The organism is Nocardioides secundeburneus (genome assembly GCF_039939255.1).
In the GTDB taxonomy this organism is placed as follows: domain Bacteria; phylum Actinomycetota; class Actinomycetes; order Propionibacteriales; family Nocardioidaceae; genus Nocardioides.
Map to the genome: position 1 here is coordinate 371,420 of NZ_JBDUUE010000003.1, position 21,055 is coordinate 392,474.

Consider the following 21,055-nt stretch of genomic DNA (forward strand, 5'->3'; position numbering starts at 1 on the left):
TCCTAGGATCGGCACGTGACGGACGGCGCGACCAGCAGGCGGCTCTCGCTCGCCGGCCGCGAGGTCCGGCGGTTCCGCCCGTCGTGGCGGTGGCTGCGCGGCGTCGCGCGGTCGTTCGCCGTCTCGTTCCTCGCCCTCGCCGTCACGTTCTGGCTGGTGCCGGGCACCCAGGTGCCCAGCGACGACGTGCTCCCGGTCGTCAACCTCGCCCTCGTCGTGCTGGCGGTCGGCGCGCTGCTGCGGCCGTTGCTGACCCGCCTCGTCGTCATCACCGGCGTGCTCGGGCTGCTGCTCGTCGGCTTCCTCGCGCAGAGTCTCGTGCTGGGCGTCGCGCTCGCGCTGGTGCCCTCGATCGAGGCGATCGACTTCCCCGAGATCGTGCTGGCCGCCTGGCTGGTGGCGGTCGTCGCGGCGGTGCTCAACTGGGTCGTCGACGCCTCGGGGGAGGAGGTCCACCTCGCCCAGGTGCTCGGTCGCGCCGTCCGCACCGCCCGCCGCACACCGGTCAGCGGGCCCGGGCTGCTCGTCGTCCAGCTCGACGGCGTCGCCGAGCCGCTGCTGCGCCAGGCCGCCGCGGCCGGGTCGATGCCCTACCTGACCGGGCTGCTGCGCTCGGGCTCGCACCGCCTGCGCGGCTGGCACACCGGTGTGCCGTCGACGACGCCGGCCGGCCAGGCCGTGCTGCTGCACGGCGAGGCGCGGGCCATCCCGGCGTTCCGGTGGTTCGACAAGCAGCGCGGGCGGGTGCTGCAGTGCAGCCGGCCGAACGACGTCGCCGAGGCCGAGTCCGACTTCACCACCGGCCGCGGCCTGCTCGCCGACGGCGGCGCGAGCGTCGCCAACCTGTTCTCCGGCGACGCGCCGTTCCGGGCCCTGACGATGAGCCACGCCCGCGAGCGGGTGACCGACGCGGGGGCGGCGTCCTACGCGGCGTCGCGCAGCGGGTTCGTGCGCTCGATGGTGCTCTTCGCCGGGCAGGTCGTCGCCGAGTGGTACCAGGGACGGCGCCAGCGCTACCGCGGCGTGCTGCCTCGCGTGCACCGCGGCGGCTCGTTCGTGCTGCTGCGCGGCCTGACCACCGTCGTCCTCAAGGACCTTAGCGTCGCGATCGTCGCCGACCGCATGGCGCGCGGCACGCCGGTGGTCTACGTCGACTTCCTCGACTACGACGAGGTCGCCCACCACGCCGGCCCGACGCGGCCCGAGTCGTTGCGCACCCTCGAGAGCCTCGACCGCGTGCTGCGATTCTTCGCCGAGGTCTCCGCCGAGGTCGGGCGCGACTACGAGCTCGTCGTCGTCTCCGACCACGGCCAGACGCAGGGCACGACCTACCTCCAGCTGGCCGGTCGCACCCTCGCCGAGGAGGTCGACGCCATCGTCGAGGGCGCCGTCGCCGCCCCCGCCGGCGCGGCCGAGGTGCTCGGCCCGGCCAACCTGCTGGTCGCCAACGGCCAGCGCACCCACGGCGTCCGCCGGCTGGTGCCCCACGACGAGCCCACGACCGTGCCGGCGCCGGCCTGCGAGGTGCAGGTCGTCGCCTCCGGCAGCATCGCCCACCTCTACCTGCCCGAGCACCCCGGACGCCGTACCCGCGACGACGTCGAGGCGGCCGTGCCCGGGCTGTTGCCAGGCCTGCGCGCACTCCCGCACGTCGGCGCCGTGATCACCCGTGACGACGACGGCCGGCTCGTCGTCGAGGACGCCGACGGTTCGGTCGTGATCGACGCCGGGCGCGTGGTGTCGACGACCGGACGCGACCCGTTGGCCGTCTACGGCCCGACGGCCGTGGGGGACCTGGTCGAGCTCGACCGGCGGCACCACGTCGGCGACGTCGTCGTGCTCGGCCGCTACGACCCGAGCCTGGGCGAGGTCGCGGCCTTCGAGGAGCTCGTCGGCTCGCACGGCGGCCTCGGCGGCGACCAGACGCGGGCCCTGTTCGTCCACCCGGCCGGCTGGGCGGTGCCCGACGGCGACCTGACCGGCCTCGACGTGCACCGCCTGCTCGTCGACCGGCTGGTCGACCAGGGCCTGCGCCGGTCCGACACCCTGTCCGTCGAGCTGCAGGAGGTGAGCCGATGACCGCCACCGTGACCTGGTGGGGGCACTCGTCCATGACGATCGACCTCGCGGCGACCCGCGTCGCCACCGACCCGCTGCTGACCCGGCGGCTCTACCACCTGCGGCGTGCGGTGCCCGAGCCGTCCGAGCGGGCGACCGAGGCCGACGTCGTCCTCGTCTCGCACCTGCACCACGACCACCTGCACCTGCCGTCGCTGCGACGCTTCGACGCCGCCGTGCCCGTCGTCGTGCCCCGCGGCGCGTCCCGCCAGGTCAAGGGCCTCGCCGAGCGCGACCTCGTGGAGGTCGAGCCGGGCGACGAGGTCGAGGTCGCCGGGGTGCGGGTGCAGGTGCTCGCCGCCACGCACGAGGGTGGGCGCGACAAGCTGCACCGCGGCGGCGCCGTGCCGGCCATCGGGTTCCGCATCGACGACGGCGTCACCGCGGTCTGGTACCCCGGCGACACCGGGGTGCGGGCCGACTTCGCCGAGGTCGAGCCGGTCGACCTCGCGGCCGTGCCGATCGGCGGCTGGGGCCCGACCCTCGGCGACGAGCACCTCGACCCCGAGGAGGCCGCGGCCGCCGTCGAGGCCGTGGGCGCCCGCTGGGCGCTCGCCGTGCACTACGGCACCTACTGGCCGCTCGCGCTGCGACGGCTCCACCCGGCCAACCACCACCGGCTCTTCGTCACGCCGCCGCAGCGGTTCGTGCGGGCCCTCGCCGAGCGCTGCCCCGACGTCGCCCCGCTCACGCCGGGCTTCGGCGAGCCGGTCGCGCTGGACCCGGCGACCGGGCCCCGGTGAGCGACGGGCTCGGCGCGCTCGGGCTGCTCACGCTGCTCGCCGTCGTCGCCTTCGGCGCCGTCGTCCCGGTCGTGCCCACCGGTGCGGCCGTGAGCGCCGCGGCGGTGCTGGCCCGCGCCGAGCACCCGTGGGAGCTGGTCCTGGTCGTCGCCGCGGGCGGGGCCGGTGCCTACCTCGGCGACGTCGTCACGTACGCCGTCCTGCGTCGGGCGGGCGCGCCGCTGGCCCAGCGGGTCGGGTGGCTGCGCGCCGACGACCCCGACGGCGCCATCCAGCACCTGCGGGCCCGGCTCGAGGCCGACGAGGTCCGCGCGCTGCTGCTCTCGCGCCTCGTGCCGGGCGGCCGGGTGCCGGTGCTGCTGGCCGCGGCGCTTGGCGGCTACCCGCTCGCCCGGTTCGCCTCGGCGAACGTGGCCGCGGCGGGGCTGTGGGCTGCCGTCTACGCCGCCGTGGGCATCGTGGGCGACGCCCTGATCCCGGACCCGACGGTGGCGCTGGTGGCGGTCGTCGTGGTGGCGCTGCTGCTCGGCCTCGTGCTGCCGCGGCTGCGGCGGGTCAGACCGGGGGAGCCGGGGTGACGATGCCGGCCTCGGCGTCGGCCGCCTCGATCTCCTCGCGCGAGATGCCCAGCAGGTAGAGGATCGGGTCGAGGAACGGCACGTTGACCGCGGTGTCGGCCGCCCGCTGCACGACCGGGCGGGCGTTGTAGGCGATGCCGAGGCCGGCGGCGTTGAGCATGTCGAGGTCGTTGGCGCCGTCGCCGATCGCGACCGTGGCCGCCATGGGGACGCCGACCTCCTCGGCGAATTCGCGCAGTGCCTGGGCCTTGCCGGCGCGGTCGACGACCCGGCCGACGATCTCGCCGGTGATGCGCCCGTCGACGACCTCGAGCTCGTTGGCGCGGGAGAAGTGGATGCCGAGGTCGGCCGCGAGGCGGTCGGTGATCTGGCTGAACCCGCCGCTGACGATCGCGAACCGGTAGCCGAGGCGGCGCAGCGTGCGCACCATCGTGCGGGCGCCGGGGGTGACCACGATGTCGGCGTAGACCTCGTCGAGCGCGGTGGCCTCGAGGCCCGCGAGCAGCTTCACGCGCGCCCGCAGCGACTCCTCGAAGTCGAGCTCGCCGCGCATCGCCGCCTCGGTGACCCGCGCGACCTCCTCCTCGTGACCGGCGTGGGCGGCGAGCATCTCGATCACCTCGCCCTGGATGAGCGTGCTGTCGACGTCCATCACGACCAGGCGCGCGCCGTGGCGCAGCAGGTTGGCCGGCTGGACGGCGATGTCGACGCCCAGCGCGGCGGCCTCGGTGGCGAGCAGGGCCTGCAGCAGCGCGGCGTCGGCGCCCGAGACGCGCAGGTCGATCGCGGTGACCGGGTAGCGCGCCATGCGTTCGATGCGGTCGATGTTGCCGCCGGTGTCGGCGATGCGCCCGGCGATCGCGGCCACGTGCGCCGGCTTGAGCGGGCGGCCGATCACGGTCACGTGCGCCCGACCGGCGGCGCGGTGGCTGTTGTCGCCGCTGCCGCGGTCGACCTCGACCTGCATGCCCAGGTCGGCGGCCGCCTGCTCGACGGCGGCCTGCAGCTTCTTGACGTCGCGCGGGGCCGTGACCAGGACGCCGAGGATGAGCCGGCGCCGCAGGATGATCTGCTCGATGTCGACCACCTCGACCCCGGCCCCGGTCAGCGCGGTGAAGACCGCGGCGGTGACGCCGGGGCGGTCCTTGCCGGTCAGGGTGACCAGCAGCGTCTCGGGCGTGTCGGGTGTCGGGGAGGTCGTGCTCATCGCCGTGGAGGCTATCGCCCCGGCGTCCGGGCGGGACTGTCGGTGGTGGCGGGCAGGGTGTGGGTCACGTGACCACCACCATCCGACAGGAGCCGGCCCGATGACCGAGCAGACCCACGTGCACCACGCGATCGACTACGTCGAGATCGGCGTCACCGACCTCGACCGGGCCAAGGCCTTCTACGCCGCCGCGTTCGGCTGGCAGTTCAACGACTACGGGCCCGGCTACGCCGGCATCCGCTGGGTCACCGGCGACGGCGAGGTCGGCGGACTGGCCGTCGGTGCCCCGACCGGGGCCGGCGGCGTGCTCGTGCAGCTGTACTCCGACGACCTCGAGGCCACCGTGAGCGCCGTCGAGGCCGCCGGCGGCACCGTCGCCGACCCGGTCTTCGCCTTTCCCGGCGGACGCCGCTTCCACTTCCTCGACCCCGACGGCAACCGGCTGGGGGTCTGGTCCACCGCGGGGGCCTGACCGGCCGAGGCGGGTCAGGAGGGCGGCCACACCTCGGGTGAGCAGGCGGCCACCAGGGCGTGCCGACCGGCGCGGGCCAGGGGCCTGAGGGCGTCGAGCCGCTGCTGAGCCTCCGAGGCGCTCACGGCGCCGCCGTCGTCCTCCAGGGCCAGCTCGGCGATGCCGAGCGCCTGCAGGCCGCGGCCGGCGAGGTCGACGCAGCGCTCCGGCACCCCGGGCGGCGCGACGACGTCGGGGCGGTGGCGCAGGTTGAGCAGCCGGTCGGCGATCTCGGGCCGCCACCGGGCGACGTCGAGCGCGGCGAGGCGCTCGGCCGAGTCGAGCAGCACGGCCCGCAGCTGCCGGTCGGCCTCGCCGACGTCCGGCAGCTGGCGCCGCCGCGCCGGCAGCACGCGCCACTCCACCGTCGGACCCACCTGCGTGGGCACCAGGCCGACGGCACCGTGGTCACCGCCGGTGCCGCCACCCACGGTGACCACGACCTCGCCGGCGTCGAGGGCGGCGTCGTTGAGCTCGCGCGGGCCGCCGAGGCCGACGAGGTCGCCCTCCACCGGGAACGCCGCGCCGAGCGCGGTGGTGCCTGCGGCGCGCAGGCCGGCCAGCACCGTGACGAGCCCCGGGTCGGGGCCGAGCACCACGTGGGTCACGTCGCCGTCGAGCACGCCGTCGAGCAGCTCGTCGGGGCCGAGGTGCCCGTGCAGCCAGGCGGTGCCCCACCAGGCCAGCCGTCCCGCGACCGGCAGCGACGTCGTCGACCCGCTCATGGCTCGACCGTAGCGACGCCGTGCCGCGGGCCGTCGCGGGTGGGTGGTCTGGACCGCCTGGCGAGGTCGTTCCGCGCCGTGAGCGGGGCGGCGCGGATTCGGACCGGGTCGGAACAAAAACCACGGACCCGGGCCCTTCCCGCGGGCGCGACCGGACACCAGGGTGTCTGCGATGAGCGTCGCACCCGCCTCCATCCGGCTCGGCTCCGGCATCGTCGTGCCGCCCGCGTTCGGGCTCTCGGCGGTCGTGCTGGCCCACGCCCGGGCCGTCGAGTCCCGCCGGCCCGACCGGGTGCTCGACGACCACGTGGTCGAACGGTTCGTCGCCGCCGCCGGGTGGAGCGTCGCTGACGACGACCACGGCGACGGCGTCGGCGACCACGGGGCCGAGGCCGCGTCGCCGTCCGGCTCGCCGGGCATCGTGGGGGCTCGGTTCCTCGACGACCTGACACTGGACGCCGGTCACCGCCAGGTCGTCGTCCTCGGGGCCGGCTCCGACACCCGTGCGTTCCGCCTGCCGTGGCCCGACGGGACCGTCGTCTACGAGATCGACCAGCCCGACCTCGTCGACCTCCGCGACCGCGTGCTGGCCGGGCTCGCCACGGGCTGCACCCGGGTGCCGGTGCCGGTCGAGCCCGACAGCCCGTGGGCCCCGGCGCTGCGCCGGGCGGGGTTCACGCCCGGGCTGCCGACCACCTGGCTCGTCGACGGCACCCCGGTCCGCCCCGAGCAGGTCGCCGTCCTCCTGCGGCGCCTCGGCGGCCTGTCCGCGCCGGGCAGCGTGGTCGGCGCCACGACGAGCACGGCCGGTCCGGCCCGGCCGCACGACGGGCAGCGCGGCTGGGACGTCCGCCTGCACGACCCCGCTCGGGTGGCCCTCGAGCTCGGCCGCGCCGACCTCGCCGGTGCCGGGCACCGGGCGGCGATCGGCGCCCAGACGTGGCTGCTGCACGCCGTCCGGACCTGACCGGGGCGGCGGTCACGAAGCCGGCCCACTAGGGTCGGGGTCATGCCCGCCGCCGTCCTGGAGCTCGCCGACGTCTCGGTCCGACGAGGGTCCGCGACCCTGCTCGACCGCGTCACGTGGGTGGTCCGCGAGGGGGAGCGGTGGGTGCTGCTCGGGCCCAACGGTGCCGGCAAGACGACCCTGCTGCAGATCGCCTCGGCGCAGATGTTCCCCAGCTCCGGCGTCGTCGGGCTGCTGGGTGAGCTGATGGGCACCGTCGACGTGTTCGAGCTGCGGCCCCGCATCGGGCTGACCAGCGCGGCCCAGGCCGAGAAGCTGCCGCGCTCGGAGGTCGTGCGCGACGTCGTGCTCTCGGCCGCGCACGGGGTGCTGGGCCGCTGGCGCGAGCAGTACGACGACCTCGACCACGCCCGCGCCGATGCGCTGCTGCGCGAGGTCGGCGTGCGCCACCTCGCCGACCGCACGTTCGGCACCCTCAGCGAGGGCGAGCGCAAGCGCGTGCAGGTGGCGCGCGCGCTGATGACCGACCCCGAGCTGCTCCTGCTCGACGAGCCGGCAGCCGGTCTCGACCTCGGTGGTCGTGAAGACCTCGTCTCGACCCTGTCGACGCTCGCCTACGACCCCGACGCCCCGGCCACCGTGCTGGTCTCGCACCACGTGGAGGAGATCCCGCCGGGGTTCACCCACGCCCTGCTGCTGCGCCAGGGAGCCGTCGTCGCGCAGGGGCCGGTCGACGACGTCCTCACCGAGCGGGCCCTGTCGGCCACGTTCGGCATGCCGCTCGTGCTGACGCGGGCCGACGGGCGCTGGGCCGCGCGCCGCGACGTCCGGCACCGCTGACCCACCCCGACGACGGCACCCCGTCGCGCACGGCCCGACTAGGGTTGAGGCATGGACTGGTTGAGCGAGCACGCGTGGAGTGTGTGGCTCGCCGCGGCCGCGATCCTCGGCGTGGCCGAGCTGATGAGCCTCGACCTCGTCCTGGTCATGCTCGCCGTCGGCGCCGTGGCCGGCATGGTCGCCGCGCTGGTCGGCGCGCCGGTGCTGCTGCAGCTGCTGGTCGCCGGCGGTGCGGCCGCGGCCATGCTCGCCCTCGTCCGTCCGCCGGTCGTCAAGCGCCTGCACACGGGCCCCGACCTGCGGCTGGGCCACGGCAAGCTGGTCGGCCAGGAGGCCCGGGTCACCGCCGCCGTCACGCCGCACGAGACCGGGCGCGTACGCCTCGGCGGCGAGGAGTGGTCGGCCGCGCCCTACGACGGGCTGTCCACCATCGCCGTCGGTGCCACCGTCGAGGTCCTGGAGATCCGCGGTGCGACGGCGCTGGTCCACGAAGTACCGAGCCTGGAGGCCTGACATGGAAGTCGCCCTGATCGTCGCCGGAGTCCTGCTGCTGTTCCTGGTGGTGCTGCTGGCCAAGACCATCCGCATCGTGCCGCAGGCGCGCGCGGGCATCGTCGAGCGCTTCGGCAAGTACAAGACCACCCTCGACGCCGGCCTCAACACCGTCGTGCCGTTCGTCGACAAGGTGCGCTACACCATCGACCTGCGCGAGCAGGTCGTCAGCTTCCCGCCGCAGCCGGTGATCACCGAGGACAACCTGGTCGTCTCGATCGACACCGTCATCTACTTCCAGGTCACCGACCCCGTCGCGGCCACCTACGAGATCGCCGACTACATCCAGGCCGTCGAGCAGCTGACCACCACCACGCTGCGCAACATCGTCGGCGGCATGGACCTCGAGGAGACGCTGACCAGCCGCGACTCCATCAACTCCGGGCTGCGCGGCGTCCTCGACGAGGCCACCGGCAAGTGGGGCATCCGGGTCAACCGCGTCGAGCTCAAGGGCATCGACCCGCCACCGTCGATCAAGGACTCGATGGAGCAGCAGATGCGCGCCGACCGCAACAAGCGCGCCGCCATCCTCACCGCCGAGGGCCAGCGGCAGTCGGCCATCCTCACCGCGGAGGGCAACAAGCAGTCGGCCATCCTCAACGCCGAGGGCGACCGTGAGTCGCAGATCCTGCGCGCGCAGGCCGACCGTGAGGCGCAGATCCTGCGTGCGCAGGGTGAGGGCCAGGCCATCCAGACCGTCTTCCAGGCGATTCACGACGGCCGTCCCGACCAGTCGCTGCTGGCCTACCAGTACCTGCAGATGATGCCGAAGATCGCCGAGGGCGACGCCAACAAGGTGTGGATCGTGCCGAGCGAGATCGGCAAGGCCCTCGAGGGTCTCGGCTCGACCATGAACCAGCTGAGCGGCATCCCCACCGAGACCGAGGGACCGTTGACCCGCGTCGACATGGGGCCGACCGAGCCGCAGGTGCCGAGCCCCGCCGGGTCCTCCGTCGGCGCCGCCGACGACGCCGTGAGGGCGGCCATCGCCGAGGCGGCCCACGCGGCTGACCCGTCGGGCACCGACGCCCCCGACACCGCCCCCGACACCGCCCCCGACACCGCTCCCGCCAGCGAGCCGCCCGCCCCGACCGCCCCCGAGTGAGTCCGCTCGAGGCGGTCCTCATCGCCCTGGCCGGACTGGCCGCCGGCACCATCAACACCGTCGTCGGCTCGGGCACGCTCATCACGTTCCCGACCCTGCTCGCCTTCGGCGTCCCGCCGGTCACGGCCAACGTGTCGAACAACATCGGGCTCGTGCCGGGCTCGGTGGCCGGGGCGATCGGCTACCGCGACGAGCTGGAGGGCCAGCGCAGCCGGGTGGTGCGCCTGCTCAGCGCCTCCCTCATCGGCGGGGTCGTCGGCGCCGTGCTCCTGCTCGTGCTGCCGGACGGCGCGTTCGAGACCGTCGTGCCGGTGCTGATCATGCTCGGCGTCGTGCTCGTCGTCCTGCAGCCGCGACTGGCGGCATGGGTGCGTCGCCGTGCCGACGACCGTGGCGTCGACCGGTCGACCGATGCGTGGTGGACCTGGCCCGCCGTGCTGCTCACCGGCGTCTACGGCGGCTACTTCGGTGCCGCCCAGGGCGTGCTGCTGATGGCCGTGCTCGGTATCGGCGTCGCGCAGTCGCTGCAGCGCAGCAACGCGGTCAAGAACGTCCTGGCGGCCGCCGTCAACGGCGTCGCCGGGGTGATCTTCGTCGTGGTGGCCGACGTCGACTGGACGGTCGTGGCCCTCATCGGTGCTGGCGCCGTGGTCGGCGGGCTGCTCGGCGCGCGCGTCGGCAAGGCCCTCCCGCCGATCGCCCTGCGAGCCACGATCGTCGTCGTCGGGCTGACCGCGTTCACGATGATCCTGGTCGGCTAGCGCCGCCCCGAAGGGCTCAGGCGGGCTCGACGGCCAGCCGGACCTTCTTCTTGACGCGCAGACCGAGAAGGCCGGCGACGACCGCACCGGTGGCCACCGCGACGAGCCCGAGGCCGACCTGGCGCGGCAGCTCCTCCTCCTGGACGGCGGCGTAGGCCGTGGCCGCATCTGCGCCGTCGACGGCGGCTCCGATGAGCACCAGGGTGCTCCGGCCCGGACCCGTGGCGAGCAGCGTGGCCGTGCCGAGGGCGATCTCGCGCGAGCCGAACCACCGCGTCATCAGCGGGTGGGTGCCCGAGACACCCATCGTCGAGGCGACCAGGTCGGGCTTGACGAGCGAGGCGACGCCCACGCCGATGCGGCCGAGGGCGAGTCCGGTGACGGAATTGATCATGGGTCGGAGCGTAGGGCGGCTAGGGTCACGGATCCCGGTGCCTCGACGGCGCGTCGGAGCGCAGGTGGAGAGGAGACCCATGACGAGCAAGCCCGACGAGCCCGAGTCGAGCCCGTGGGCGAGCGAGCCCACGATCGCGCCCGGCACCTACCGGCCGTACCAGCCGCCCGCGCCGACCCCGCCGGTGACGTACGGCGCACCGCCGCCGTCCTACGGGCCGCCACGCGGCACCAACGCTCTCGCGATCGCCTCGCTCGTGTGCTCGCTCGTGTGGGGCTGCGGCGCCGCCAGCCTCGCCGCGGTGATCACCGGCCACCTCGCGCGCGGGCAGATCAAGCGCACCGGCGAGCAGGGCGGCGGCATGGCCCTGGCCGGGCTCGTCCTCGGCTACCTCGGTCTCGCCGTGGTGGTCGGGTACGTCCTGTTCATCGTGGTCGTGCTGGTCACCGACCCGGGGTGGCTCGACGACTGAGGTCAGCGCGGCGCGAACACCTTGCGGCCGACGATCGGTGCGAGGTAGTCGCCGTCCCAGCCGCGCGGGACCCACTGGTCGAAGGTCATGTCCTCGCCGGCTCCGGCGTAGGTGTAGGCCCCGACCTGCACCCACCGCGGGATGCCACCCAGGCACCGACGCGGCAGCGAGAGCGTGATGCGGTCACGGGCCGTCTGGATCGAGCCACTCGAACCGCGGCAGGACCGCACGGCGGAGCCGTAGAAGTAGCTGCCGCACTCGTTGACGTCGTCCTCGTCGATGGCCGGGAACGGCGTCAGGTCGACGACGACGCGACGGCGGGGCTTGGTGATCGTCACCGAGTAGGCCTTCGACGGCGTGGCCACCGTGATCTCGGCCGTGGTGCGCCGCGCGGCCACGAGCCCGGTCACGTCGAGGCGCACCAGCACCCGATCCGCGGTGTGCCGCACCGAGACGCGGCGCAGGTCTCCCTCGCGCGACGGGACTTCGACGAGGGTGCCGCACGGCTGCGGCTCCGGGTCGTAGCTGATCGTCGCGGCGTCGCCGACCGGGTCGGGGGCCGACCACGACCCGGCGTGCGCCGGGACGACGGAGAGCGCGAGGACGGGGACGACCACGAGGGCCGTGGCGGATGCGAGTCGGCGGAGCACCGGCACAGTGTGCGGCACCGCGCAACGAGCGCGCAGTAGGTTCGCCGACATGGAGCTCTACGAGGTCATGCGCACCACGCCGGCCACCCGGACCTACACCGACGACCCGGTCGACGACGCCACGATCCACCGGATGCTCGAGCACGCCCGGTTCGCCCCGAGCGGCGGCAACCGGCAGGGCGCGCACGTCGTCGTCCTGCGCGACCAGGGCACGCGCGAGCGTCTGGCCGCGCTCTACGGCACCGCCGGGCGCCGATACGCCGCGCAGGTCGCGGCGGGGGAGAGCCCGTGGAACACGGTGCACCCGCCCGGACCCACGCCCGAGGAGATCGCCGCGACCGAGCTGCCGCCCGGGCAGACCGACGCCCTGTTGAAGGCGCCGGTGGTGCTGGTGTTCTTCGTCGACCTCGCCGTTGTCGCCTCCATGGACGCCGATCTCGACCGCATCGGCGTGATCAGCGGCGCCTCGATCTACCCGATGGTCTGGAACACGCTCCTCGCCGCCCGCAACGAGGGCCTCGGCGGCACGATCACGACGATGGCCGCGGCCGAGGAGCCGGCCGTCAAGGAGCTGTTCGGGGTGCCGGACTCCTTCGCCCTCGCCGCCGTCGTGCCCATCGGCCGGCCGGTCAAGGTGCTCACCAAGCTGCGGCGCCAGCCCGTGGAGGAGTTCGTGACGCTCGAGACCTACGCCGGCCCGCCCCTGTCGACGTAGGCGCCCACCCAGCGGTCGAGCTCGTCGTAGACCATGGCCCGCACGTGGGGCAGCGACAGCACGACGTCGTGCTTGGCGCCGTCGATCGCCACGTAGGTCACGTGCGGGCCGACCGAGGCCGACCACTGGCGGATCTGCGGGACGTCGAGCACGACGTCGTGCGTGTGCGCGTCGTCGTCGACCTCGGCCGAGTGCACCGTCGACGCCGACGACAGCACCAGCACGGGTGCGAGCACCGACAGCCCGGCGTGCAGCTCGGCGTGCCCGGCCCGGATGGCGCGCAGCCAGCCGAACCGGACCGGGAACGACTCGACCGGCTTCCAGGTCAGGTCGAAGTCCCACTCGCCGCCGTGGTCGCGATGCAGGCTCCTGCCGTAGACGCCGTCGACCTCGCGCTTCAGCGCGCGCAGCGGCTGACGCTGGCCGACGGTGTCGAGCACGCGCCCGGCGGCCGCCGTCCGCAGCCACGGAGCGCCCTGTAGGTCGAACCAGGGCGAGTTGAGCACGAGTGCCCCGAGCTGCCCGGGTTGCCGGTGGTGTGCCCACAACGAGGTGACCAAGCCTCCGGTCGAGTGCCCCGACAGCACCACCGAGGCCGGGTCGCCGTGACCGTCACGCTCGGTGATGCGCCACCACGCCAGGTCGAGCTCGGCGAAGTAGTCGTGCAGGTCGGCGATGTAGGTCGGCGTCTGGTGCGGGCGGATCGAGCGGCCGTACTTGCGCAGGTCGAGGGCGTAGAAGTCGTAGCCGCGCTCGAGCCACCACGCGGCGTACTCGGTGTGGAAGAAGTAGTCGGTGAAGCCGTGCACGTGGAGCACGGCGCGCCCGGTGGGCCGCTCGGTCGGCCGGTGCACCAGGGTCGCGACGACCGGTCCCTCCTCGTCGGGCGGCAGACCGATGGTCTCGGCCACCCACGGCTCGCCGAGGATGTCGACGTGTTGCTCGGGTCTCACGGAAAGATCCTCGCAGGTGCGCATCGTCCCTTACGGTTCTCCCCGGGATGGACTGGCTACGACGCTCGGTGAGCAGCATCGTCGACAGCTGGCGCTCGGGCACCCGACGCAGCCAGCAGCTGCTGCTCGCCCTCATGACGCTCGGCGTCGTCGCCACCACCGCGCTGTCGCTCGTCGACTACGACCTGTTCCCGCTGCCCGGCTACTTCGTGTGGCTGGTGCTCGGCCTGCTGCTCCTGCGCTTCCGCGAGCTCACCGCCCTGGCCCTGCTCGTCGTCGCGTCCGGCACGATCACCCGGCTCGACGAGGGCGACGTCGTCGGCGGCCGCGTCTCCGGCGTCGTGATGCTCGTGCTGGCCACTGTGCTCGTGCTCTACGCCTCCAGCCGGCAACGCAGCGGTCTGCCGGGGCCGCTCAGCGAGGCGCTGCTGGCCGACCTGCGCGAGCGCCTCAACGCCCAGGGCCGCGTGCCGCCGCTGCCCGACGGATGGTCGTGCGAGACCGCCATGCTCTCGGCCAACGACGTCGGCTACGCCGGCGACTTCATGGTCGCCGATCTCGACGCCGAGGCCCGACGGCTCGACCTCGTGCTCGTCGACGTCGTCGGCAAGGGCGTGAAGGCCGCGCCGTCGGCGCTGCTGCTCGCAGGGGCGCTCGGCGGCATGGTCGGTGCGCTGCGCGGCCCGGCGCTGTTCGATGCCGCCAACGACTTCCTGCTGCGCCAGGACGAGCGCTACACCGAGGAGACGTTCGCGACCGCCGTGCACGTCAGCATCGACCTGGACGACGGCGACTACACCATCCACAGCGCCGGTCACCCGCCCGCGCTGCGCTGGCAGCCCGACGACGGTGAATGGGTCGTCGACAACGCCCGCGGCCTCGCGCTCGGCGTGCTCCCGCACCCCGATCTCGAGGCCAGCTGCGGTGTGCTTGAGCCCGGACAGGCGCTGATGTTCTACACCGACGGCGTCGTCGAGTCACGCAGTGGTGACATTGAGGACGGCATCCGCTGGCTGCAGGACACCGCGGCCGAGGCGATCGGCCGCGGCCACGCGGGCGTGGCCCGCCGCGTCGTCCGCCAGGTCGCGCGCGGCGACGACGACCGGGCCGTGCTGGTGCTCAGCCGGGCCGCGACGTCCTAGCCCGCGGGCGGACGGCGGGCCGCGCGCTCAGTGCTGGTAGGTCCCGTGCAGGATCGCGCGACCGGCGGTCTTGAAGGCCAGGTTAAACGACACGACGGCCGGCGAGGCGTCTGCGTCGACGCCCAGCTGGGGCTCGGTGACGGCGTGCACGACGAAGAAGTAGCGGTGCACCTGGTCTCCCTGCGGCGGGGCAGCGCCCGTGAAGCCCAGGCCGCCGCCGTCGTTGCGGCAGTGGAAGGCCGAGCCGGGCAGCTCGGCGCCCTCGGCGCCGGCGCCGGCCTCGAGCGAGGTGACGTCGGCCGGGAGGTCGACGAGCACCCAGTGCCAGAAGCCGCTGGGGGTGGGGGCGTCGGGGTCGAAGCAGGTCACCGTGTAGCTCTGGGCGCCCTCGACGGCGTCCCACGACAGCTGCGGCGAGGTGTCGCCCCCGTCGGCGACCTGGTCGGCCTTGAGCGGCTGGCCGTCGGCGACGTCGGCGCTGGTGACGCCGAACGCCGGGGCGGCGGGTAGCAGGGGGTACGGGTCCGGGGTGACGGGGCGGTCGAGTGCCATGCACCGAACGTACGGGATGATGCGCGACGTGGAGGACACCCCTGTGTACGCGACCGGTCTGCTGCTCGAGGGCCGTCGGGTCGTCGTGGTCGGCGGGGGACACGTGGCCCAGCGACGGGTGCCGGTCCTGATCGGCGCCGGCGCCCGCGTCGTCGTCGTCGCGCCCGAGGTGACGCCGGCGATCGAAGGCCTCGTGGGCGCCGGCGAGGTGCAGTGGGTGCGACGCGGCTTCGAGCCCGCCGACCTCGACGACACCTGGTACGCGGTCGCGGCCACCGACGACGCCGAGGTCAACGCCGCCGTCTCCCGAGCGGCCGAGGAGCGGCGGGTGTTCTGCGTCCGCTCCGACGACGCCAGCCTCGCCACCGCCTGGACGCCGGCCGTCGGCACCGCCGCCGGCGTCACCGTGGCCGTGCACGGCGGTCGCGACCCACGTCGCTCGGCCGCCGTCCGCGACCAGGTGCTCGACGGTCTGCGCGCGGGCACCATCACCAGCGAGCGGCACCGCCCGCACGCCGCCGGCGTCACGCTCGTCGGCGGCGGGCCCGGTGACCCCCAGCTCATCTCGCTCGCCGGGCGCCGCGCGCTCATGGAGGCCGACGTCGTCGTCGCCGACCGCCTGGCGCCCCGCGAGCTGCTCGGCGAGCTGCCGAGCGACGTCGAGCTGGTCGACGTCGCCAAGCTGCCGCGCGGGCGCTCGGCGCAGCAGGAGGAGATCAACCGGATCATCGTGGAGCGGGCGTTGGCCGGACAGAGCGTCGTGCGGTTCAAGGGCGGCGACAACTTCGTCTTCGGCCGCGGCTACGAGGAGGTCATCGCCTGCCGCGAGGCCGGCGTCCCGGTCACCGTCGTGCCCGGCCTGACCAGCCCGATCGCGGTGCCGGCCATCGCCGGCATCCCGGTCACGCACCGCGGGATCGTGCACGAGATGACCATCGTCTCCGGGCACCTACCGCCCGGGCATCCCGAGTCGCTCACGAACTGGCCGGCGCTCGCGGCGACCAACGGCACGCTGCTGCTCATGATGGCCGTGCAGAACGCGCCCCACATCGCCGCCGCGCTCGTGGCCGGTGGCCGCCCGGCCTCGACGCCGGTCGCCGTGGTCTGCGACGGCACCATGCCGGCCGAGCGCACCGTGCTCTCGACGCTCGGCGAGCTCGAGCACGACCTCGTCGCCGAGGCGGTCAAGCCACCGGCGATCATCGTCGTCGGTGAGGTCGTCGCCGTCGCCCACCCGGAACGCTATGCCTGAGCCCGGCCCGTCGGTCGTCGAGATCGACGACCCCGCCGACCCGCGGCTCGCCGACTACCGCGACTTGCGCGACGTCCAGCTGCGGCGGCTGCTCGAGGTCGAGCACGGGTTGTTCCTCGCCGAGGGCGAGAAGGTGGTGCGCCGGGCCGTCGAGGCCGGGTACGCGCCGCGGTCGTTCCTCATGGCGCCACGGTGGGTCGACGGGCTGGCCGACGTGCTCGCCACGACGACGGCTCCCTGCTACGTGCTGGCGGAGACGCTCGTCGAGCAGGTCACCGGCTTCCACGTGCACCGTGGCGCCCTCGCCTCGATGCACCGGCGGCCGCTGCCGTCGGTGGCCGAGGTGCTCGACGGGGCCAGCTCGGTGCTCGTGCTCGAGGACGTCGTCGACCACACCAACGTCGGAGCGATCTTCCGTTCGGGTGCCGCTCTCGGCTTCGACGCCGTCCTGCTCGCGCCGCGAACGGCTGACCCCCTCTACCGGCGCGCGGTGAAGGTGGGCATGGGGGCGGTGTTCTCCGTGCCCTGGACCCGCCTGCCCGAGTGGCGCGACGCCCTCCCGGCGCTGTCGGCGGCGGGCTTCACCACCGTCGCGCTCACGCTGGCCGACGACGCCGTCCCGCTCGAGGACGCCGTGCGCGGTCTCGACCGCGTGGCCCTCGTGCTCGGCTCAGAGGGGCACGGGCTCTCCCGGGCCTGGCAGGACGCCGCCGACCGCCGCGCGATCATCCCGATGGCGGCCGGGGTCGACTCGCTCAACGTCGCGGCGGCCTCCGCGGTGGCCTGCTACGTGACCGCGCGTCGCTGACCCACGCTGGTCGAGGTGCGGGGTCGGGAGGTCTCGAGGCTCCTCGCAGGGCTCGTCGCACCTCGACCAGCGTCAGCGGTCTCAGCGGTCGGGAGGTCTCGAGGCTCCTCGCAGGGCTCGTCGCACCTCGACCTGCGTGGCCGGCGTCAGTCGCCCGCTGGCCAGCCCTCGGGAAAGTCGTCGACGGCCTCGTCGTGCTTCTTCTGCAGCTTCTTGCGGGCCTTCGCCGAGACGCGGTCGCCGAAGACCGTGCCGTTGGTGTGGTCGGTCTCGTGCTGCAGCGCGCGGGCGAGCAGGCCCGTGCCGTCGAACGACACGGGCTCGCCGTCGAGGCCGGTCCCCGTGACGGAGGCGGCGTCGGGGCGGGCGCACTCGACGTAGGCGCCGGGGAACGACAGGCAGCCCTCGTCGTCCTCGTCGAGGTGCCGGTCCTTGCCCTCGGGCAGGGTGAGCACGGGGTTGCAGACGACGCCGACGACGCGCCGGCCGTCGTCGTCGGGACAGTCGAAGACGAAGACCCGCTGGTCGACGCCGATCTGGCAGGCCGCCAGGCCCACGCCGTCGGCGGCGTACATCGTGGCCACCATGTCGGCGACCAGGGTGCGCAGCTCGTCGTCGTAGGAGGTGACGTCGGCCTGGGCGCGATGCATGACCGGGGTGCCCCAGCGGGTGATCGGGCGGACCGTGCCGCCGGTGGGAAGTGGGCCGTGCGGGGCGAGCAGGTCGTCGTCGGACATGCGCGCGAGCCTAGTGAGGGCGGCTGTGACCACGCAGACACGGGTTGGTGTAGCGCGCTGTGTAACTGCGAGTTACATTAGCGGCATGTCCTTGATCTCCAGCCTCAAGCCGGGCGGTCGCCACGGTGTGCCGACGACGGAGTCGCGCGACCCGATCGGCTTCCTCGTGGCCGGTCTCAACCGGCTCGCCCAGAGCGACCTCCTCGACCGCGTCGGCCTGCGCAAGCCGGCCGAGCAGGCCGTGTTCTCCGTGACCCGCGACGGCTTCAAGGCGCTCACCGCCACGAGCCGCACCTTCGCCCGCGCGGGCAGCCGGGGGGCCGCGGGCGCCCGGCCCACCTCGGTCCCGCGCACCGGCGTGTTCGACCTGACGCCCACCGACGACGAGCAGATGCTCGTCGACGTGGTCAGCGAGTTCGCCGACGAGGTCGTCCGGCCCGCTGCGGCCGAGGCCGACGACGTCTGCGAGGTGCCCGAGGCCGTGCTGAAGGCTGGCCTCGAGATCGGCCTGCCCATCCTCGGCGTCCCCGAGGCGCTCGGCGGTCTGTCCGAGGAGCGCTCGGCCATGGCCGGCACCCTCGTCGCCGAGGCGCTCGCGAAGGGCGACATGGGCATCGCGGTCGCGGGCCTCGCGTCCGGCTCGGTCGCCACCGCCCTCGGCCTGTGGGGCACCGACGCGCAGCAGCAGACCTACCTCCCCGCGTTCACCGGCGACGACGTCCCGGCCGCGGCGCTCGCGCTCGTCGAGCCCACCGTGCTCTTCGACGCGCTGGCGCCGTCGACCACCGCCACCAAGACCGCCGACGGCTACGTGCTCAACGGCACCAAGTCGCTCGTCGTCCGCGGCGACCGGGCCGAGCTGTTCGTCGTCGGCGCCAGCCTCGACGGCCGCCCCGTCCTGTTCCTGGTCGAGTCCGGCACGGCCGGTCTCGCGGTCGAGGGCGACCCGTCGATGGGCGTGCGCGCCGGGTCGCTGACCAGGCTGAGCCTCACCGACGTCGTCGTCCCCGACGACGCCGTGCTGGGCGCCACGGACGGCTCCACCTACACCGAGTGCGTGCGCCTCTCGCGTCTCGCCTGGTGTGCCCTGGCCGTCGGTACCGCCCAGTCGGTGCTCGACTACGTCACGCCCTACGTCAAGGAGCGACAGGCGTTCGGCGAGCCGATCGCGCACCGCCAGTCGGTCGCCTTCATGGTCGCCAACATGGCCATCGAGCTCCAGGCCATGCGCCTGCTCACCTACAAGGCCGCTGCCCGGGCCGCCGCCGGCAAGGACTTCTCCCGTGAGGTCGCCCTGGCCCGCAAGGCCTGCGCCGACAAGGGCATGCAGATCGGCCTCGACGGCGTCCAGCTGCTCGGCGGCCACGGATTCGTCAAGGAGCACCCGGTCGAGCGGTGGTACCGCGACCTGCGCTCCGTCGCCGTCATGGAAGGAACGGTGCTGGTCTGATGCCCATCTCCCTCGAGGACCCGAAGAGGTTCCGCCCGCTGGTGGGCCAGGCCCACCAGGTCGCGATGAACATGCTGCGACCCATCTCGCGCAAGTACGACCGCGCCGAGCACGAGTACCCCCAGGAGCTCGACATGCTCGCCGCGATGATCGACGGGCTCTCCGCGTCCGGCGCCTCCGAGGGCGCCGGTGCGGCCGGCGTCCGTCGCGACGACAAGGACGGCGACACGACCGTCAAGAACGGCGCCAACCTCGCCTCGGTGATGTCCATCGCCGAGATGTGCTGGGGCGACGTCGGCCTGCTGCTGTCGATGCCGCGTCAGGGCCTCGGCAACTCGGCCATCGCCTCGGTGGCCGACGACGAGCAGCTCGAGCGGTTCAAGGGCGTCTGGGCCGGCATGGCGATCACCGAGCCGGGCACCGGCTCCGACTCGGCCAACATCAAGACCACCGCGGTGCTCGACGGCGACGAGTACGTCATCAACGGCGAGAAGATCTACGTCACCTCGGGCGACCGCGCCGACCACATCGTCGTGTGGGCCACCCTCGACAGAGAGCTCGGTCGCGCCGCGATCAAGTCGTTCGTGGTCGCCAAGGGCACGCCCGGGATGAGGGTCGACCGGCTCGAGCACAAGCTCGGCATCCGGGCCTCCGACACCGCGACGATCATCTTCGACGACTGCCGCGTGCCGAAGGAGAACCTGCTCGGTTCGCCCGAGGTCGATGTCAAGCAGGGCTTCGCCGGGGCCATGGCGACCTTCGACAACACCCGCCCGCTGGTGGCAGCGATGGCCGTCGGGTGCGCGCGCGCCTCGCTCGACCTGACCCGGGAGCTGCTGGCCGACGCCGGCGTCGTCGTCGACTACGACCGCCCGGCGGTGCTGCAGAGCGCTGCCGCGGCGAAGTTCCTGCAGATGGAGGCCGACTGGGAGGGCGCCTACCTGCTGACGCTCGAGGCGGCCTGGATGGCCGACAACGGCCGGCCCAACTCGCTCGAGGCCTCCATGGCCAAGGCGAAGGCGGGCCGGGTCGGCTCCGACATCACGCTGTCGTGCGTCGAGCTCGCCGGCTCGGTCGGCTACAGCGAGTCCGAGCTGCTCGAGAAGTGGGCGCGTGACTCCAAGATCCTCGACATCTTCGAGGGCACCCAGCAGATCCAGCAGCTCATCGTGGCGCGCCGGGTGCTGGGTCTGTCCAGCGCCGAGCTGAAGTAGCGACGTCGCCCGAGACACGAGAGGCCCCGGGCGATCGCCGGGGCCTCTCACGTCGTTCGGGGGCAGGGTCAGGACGTCGACTCGTCGGTCTCGACCGCGGCCGCCGACTCGTCGAGCTGGCTGCCGGCCACCGGGGCGATGTCGGTGGGCTTGACGGTGGGGTCGACCGGGGCGTCGGCGTCGATCGCGGTGACGGGCTCGGCGACCGGCTCGGCGACCGGCGGCGGGAGCTTCGGGGCGGCCTTCTTCGAGGGCGCCTTCTTCGCCGCCGGCGCCTTGGCGGCGGGTGCCTTCTTCGCCGGTGCCTTCTTGGCGGGGGCCTTCTTCGCCGCGGCCTTCTTCGCGACCGGCTCGACCGGCCCCTTGGCCGGCGGCTTCTCGACCGGCGTCGTGCGGGTGGCGGCGACGGGCTCGGGCGCGGGCTCGGCGTCGGCGCGCGTGTCGAGGGGGCGCTGCGGCGGCGCGGACCTGCCGCCGGGCAGGACCTTGCTGACGGTGCCCGTCACGGTGCCGACGGCCTTGCCGGCGACGCGCAGCGGGACTCGGACCACGGAGCTCACGGTGTCGAGGAGTGCCATGGGCCCAGCCTGGCACTCCGCCCGGACGCCG

General features: G+C 74.0%; 24 protein-coding genes. 16 read left to right on the forward strand and 8 right to left on the reverse strand.

The window, feature by feature from the left end; translation table 11 throughout:
* The first annotated feature begins 15 nt into the window (after positions 1–15).
* The 3 genes from ABFT23_RS09955 to ABFT23_RS09965 are packed head-to-tail and all read left to right on the forward strand — an operon-like array spanning position 16 to position 3,439.
* Positions 16–2,079: an alkaline phosphatase family protein gene (locus ABFT23_RS09955; RefSeq protein ID WP_347894719.1), complete on the forward strand. Its 2,064-nt coding sequence runs from the start codon at positions 16–18 to the stop codon at positions 2,077–2,079.
* The gene (locus ABFT23_RS09960; RefSeq protein ID WP_347894720.1) at positions 2,076–2,861 is read left to right on the forward strand and encodes an MBL fold metallo-hydrolase; all 786 of its coding nucleotides are present in this window, start codon (positions 2,076–2,078) and stop codon (positions 2,859–2,861) included. Before ABFT23_RS09955 ends, ABFT23_RS09960 begins: the two co-directional genes overlap by 4 nt.
* Positions 2,858–3,439 carry a DedA family protein gene (locus tag ABFT23_RS09965; protein ID WP_347894722.1) on the forward strand — a complete coding sequence of 194 codons (582 nt, stop codon included), beginning with the start codon at positions 2,858–2,860 and terminating at the stop codon, positions 3,437–3,439. Before ABFT23_RS09960 ends, ABFT23_RS09965 begins: the two co-directional genes overlap by 4 nt.
* Here the strand turns inward: ABFT23_RS09965 and serB are convergent.
* Positions 3,417–4,646 (reverse strand): phosphoserine phosphatase SerB, encoded by a 1,230-nt coding sequence (serB, locus tag ABFT23_RS09970; RefSeq protein WP_347894724.1) that lies wholly within the window; start codon positions 4,644–4,646, stop codon positions 3,417–3,419. The two genes, ABFT23_RS09965 and serB, sit on opposite strands and share 23 nt — an antisense overlap.
* 100 nt (positions 4,647–4,746) lie before the next feature.
* Between serB and ABFT23_RS09975 the strand changes: the two genes are divergently transcribed.
* On the forward strand, positions 4,747–5,118 hold the full coding sequence (locus tag ABFT23_RS09975; RefSeq protein WP_347894726.1) for a VOC family protein: 372 nt from the start codon (positions 4,747–4,749) through the stop codon (positions 5,116–5,118).
* Between the two features lie 14 nt (positions 5,119–5,132).
* Here the strand turns inward: ABFT23_RS09975 and ABFT23_RS09980 are convergent, their stop codons facing one another.
* Complete coding sequence (locus ABFT23_RS09980) at positions 5,133–5,882, reverse strand: hypothetical protein (RefSeq protein ID WP_347894728.1); 750 nt, start codon at positions 5,880–5,882, stop codon at positions 5,133–5,135.
* Between the two features lie 172 nt (positions 5,883–6,054).
* On the opposite strand from ABFT23_RS09980, the gene ABFT23_RS09985 reads away from it, so the two are divergent.
* From ABFT23_RS09985 to ABFT23_RS10005, 5 genes are read left to right on the forward strand one after another with little or no spacing between them, the layout of a single operon-like run.
* On the forward strand, positions 6,055–6,849 hold the full coding sequence (locus ABFT23_RS09985; protein WP_347894730.1) for an SAM-dependent methyltransferase: 795 nt from the start codon (positions 6,055–6,057) through the stop codon (positions 6,847–6,849).
* Positions 6,850–6,891: 42 nt separating this feature from the next.
* Positions 6,892–7,689, forward strand: coding sequence for an ABC transporter ATP-binding protein (locus ABFT23_RS09990; RefSeq protein ID WP_347894732.1), 798 nt, complete (start codon positions 6,892–6,894; stop codon positions 7,687–7,689).
* A gap of 51 nt (positions 7,690–7,740) precedes the next feature.
* Positions 7,741–8,202, forward strand: coding sequence for an NfeD family protein (locus tag ABFT23_RS09995; RefSeq protein ID WP_347894734.1), 462 nt, complete (start codon positions 7,741–7,743; stop codon positions 8,200–8,202).
* 1 nt (position 8,203) lies between these two features.
* The gene (locus ABFT23_RS10000) at positions 8,204–9,346 is read left to right on the forward strand and encodes an SPFH domain-containing protein (RefSeq protein ID WP_347894736.1); all 1,143 of its coding nucleotides are present in this window, start codon (positions 8,204–8,206) and stop codon (positions 9,344–9,346) included.
* A complete protein-coding gene (locus ABFT23_RS10005; RefSeq protein WP_347894738.1) occupies positions 9,343–10,107 on the forward strand; it encodes a sulfite exporter TauE/SafE family protein in 765 nt (254 codons plus the stop codon). The genes ABFT23_RS10000 and ABFT23_RS10005 overlap by 4 nt, the downstream gene beginning before the upstream one ends.
* 16 nt (positions 10,108–10,123) lie before the next feature.
* Here ABFT23_RS10005 and ABFT23_RS10010 read toward each other — a convergent pair whose 3' ends face one another.
* The gene (locus ABFT23_RS10010) at positions 10,124–10,501 is read right to left on the reverse strand and encodes a hypothetical protein (protein WP_347894740.1); all 378 of its coding nucleotides are present in this window, start codon (positions 10,499–10,501) and stop codon (positions 10,124–10,126) included.
* Between the two features lie 79 nt (positions 10,502–10,580).
* On the opposite strand from ABFT23_RS10010, the gene ABFT23_RS10015 reads away from it, so the two are divergent.
* A complete protein-coding gene (locus tag ABFT23_RS10015) occupies positions 10,581–10,973 on the forward strand; it encodes a DUF4190 domain-containing protein (protein WP_347894742.1) in 393 nt (130 codons plus the stop codon).
* A 2-nt stretch (positions 10,974–10,975) separates the two neighbouring features.
* Here ABFT23_RS10015 and ABFT23_RS10020 read toward each other — a convergent pair whose 3' ends face one another.
* Complete coding sequence (locus tag ABFT23_RS10020; RefSeq protein ID WP_347894744.1) at positions 10,976–11,623, reverse strand: hypothetical protein; 648 nt, start codon at positions 11,621–11,623, stop codon at positions 10,976–10,978.
* 49 nt (positions 11,624–11,672) lie between these two features.
* Here ABFT23_RS10020 and ABFT23_RS10025 point away from each other — a divergent pair, with 49 nt between their 5' ends.
* The gene (locus tag ABFT23_RS10025) at positions 11,673–12,338 is read left to right on the forward strand and encodes a nitroreductase family protein (RefSeq protein ID WP_347894746.1); all 666 of its coding nucleotides are present in this window, start codon (positions 11,673–11,675) and stop codon (positions 12,336–12,338) included.
* On the opposite strand, the gene ABFT23_RS10030 is transcribed toward ABFT23_RS10025, so the two are convergent.
* Positions 12,311–13,291, reverse strand: a complete 981-nt coding sequence (locus ABFT23_RS10030; RefSeq protein WP_347894748.1) for an alpha/beta hydrolase — start codon at positions 13,289–13,291, stop codon at positions 12,311–12,313. The two genes, ABFT23_RS10025 and ABFT23_RS10030, sit on opposite strands and share 28 nt — an antisense overlap.
* Before the next feature lie 68 nt (positions 13,292–13,359).
* Here ABFT23_RS10030 and ABFT23_RS10035 point away from each other — a divergent pair, with 68 nt between their 5' ends.
* A complete protein-coding gene (locus ABFT23_RS10035; RefSeq protein ID WP_347894749.1) occupies positions 13,360–14,433 on the forward strand; it encodes a PP2C family protein-serine/threonine phosphatase in 1,074 nt (357 codons plus the stop codon).
* Positions 14,434–14,460: 27 nt separating this feature from the next.
* Here the strand turns inward: ABFT23_RS10035 and ABFT23_RS10040 are convergent, their stop codons facing one another.
* On the reverse strand, positions 14,461–14,985 hold the full coding sequence (locus ABFT23_RS10040; RefSeq protein WP_347894751.1) for a YbhB/YbcL family Raf kinase inhibitor-like protein: 525 nt from the start codon (positions 14,983–14,985) through the stop codon (positions 14,461–14,463).
* 28 nt (positions 14,986–15,013) lie between these two features.
* Here ABFT23_RS10040 and cobA point away from each other — a divergent pair, with 28 nt between their 5' ends.
* Positions 15,014–16,237: a uroporphyrinogen-III C-methyltransferase gene (cobA, locus tag ABFT23_RS10045; RefSeq protein WP_457623242.1), complete on the forward strand. Its 1,224-nt coding sequence runs from the start codon at positions 15,014–15,016 to the stop codon at positions 16,235–16,237.
* Complete coding sequence (locus ABFT23_RS10050) at positions 16,230–17,045, forward strand: TrmH family RNA methyltransferase (protein WP_347894755.1); 816 nt, start codon at positions 16,230–16,232, stop codon at positions 17,043–17,045. The genes cobA and ABFT23_RS10050 overlap by 8 nt, the downstream gene beginning before the upstream one ends.
* Before the next feature lie 146 nt (positions 17,046–17,191).
* Here ABFT23_RS10050 and def read toward each other — a convergent pair whose 3' ends face one another.
* Entirely contained in the window at positions 17,192–17,782 is a 591-nt protein-coding gene (gene def, locus ABFT23_RS10055) for a peptide deformylase (protein ID WP_347894756.1), read from the reverse strand.
* 85 nt (positions 17,783–17,867) lie between these two features.
* Between def and ABFT23_RS10060 the strand changes: the two genes are divergently transcribed.
* Together ABFT23_RS10060 and ABFT23_RS10065 are read left to right on the forward strand one after the other, a co-directional pair.
* Positions 17,868–19,232 carry an acyl-CoA dehydrogenase family protein gene (locus ABFT23_RS10060; RefSeq protein ID WP_347894758.1) on the forward strand — a complete coding sequence of 455 codons (1,365 nt, stop codon included), beginning with the start codon at positions 17,868–17,870 and terminating at the stop codon, positions 19,230–19,232.
* Complete coding sequence (locus ABFT23_RS10065; RefSeq protein ID WP_347894760.1) at positions 19,232–20,446, forward strand: acyl-CoA dehydrogenase family protein; 1,215 nt, start codon at positions 19,232–19,234, stop codon at positions 20,444–20,446. Before ABFT23_RS10060 ends, ABFT23_RS10065 begins: the two co-directional genes overlap by 1 nt.
* A 68-nt stretch (positions 20,447–20,514) precedes the next feature.
* On the opposite strand, the gene ABFT23_RS10070 is transcribed toward ABFT23_RS10065, so the two are convergent.
* Entirely contained in the window at positions 20,515–21,024 is a 510-nt protein-coding gene (locus ABFT23_RS10070; RefSeq protein WP_347894761.1) for a hypothetical protein, read from the reverse strand.
* Positions 21,025–21,055 lie beyond the last annotated feature (31 nt).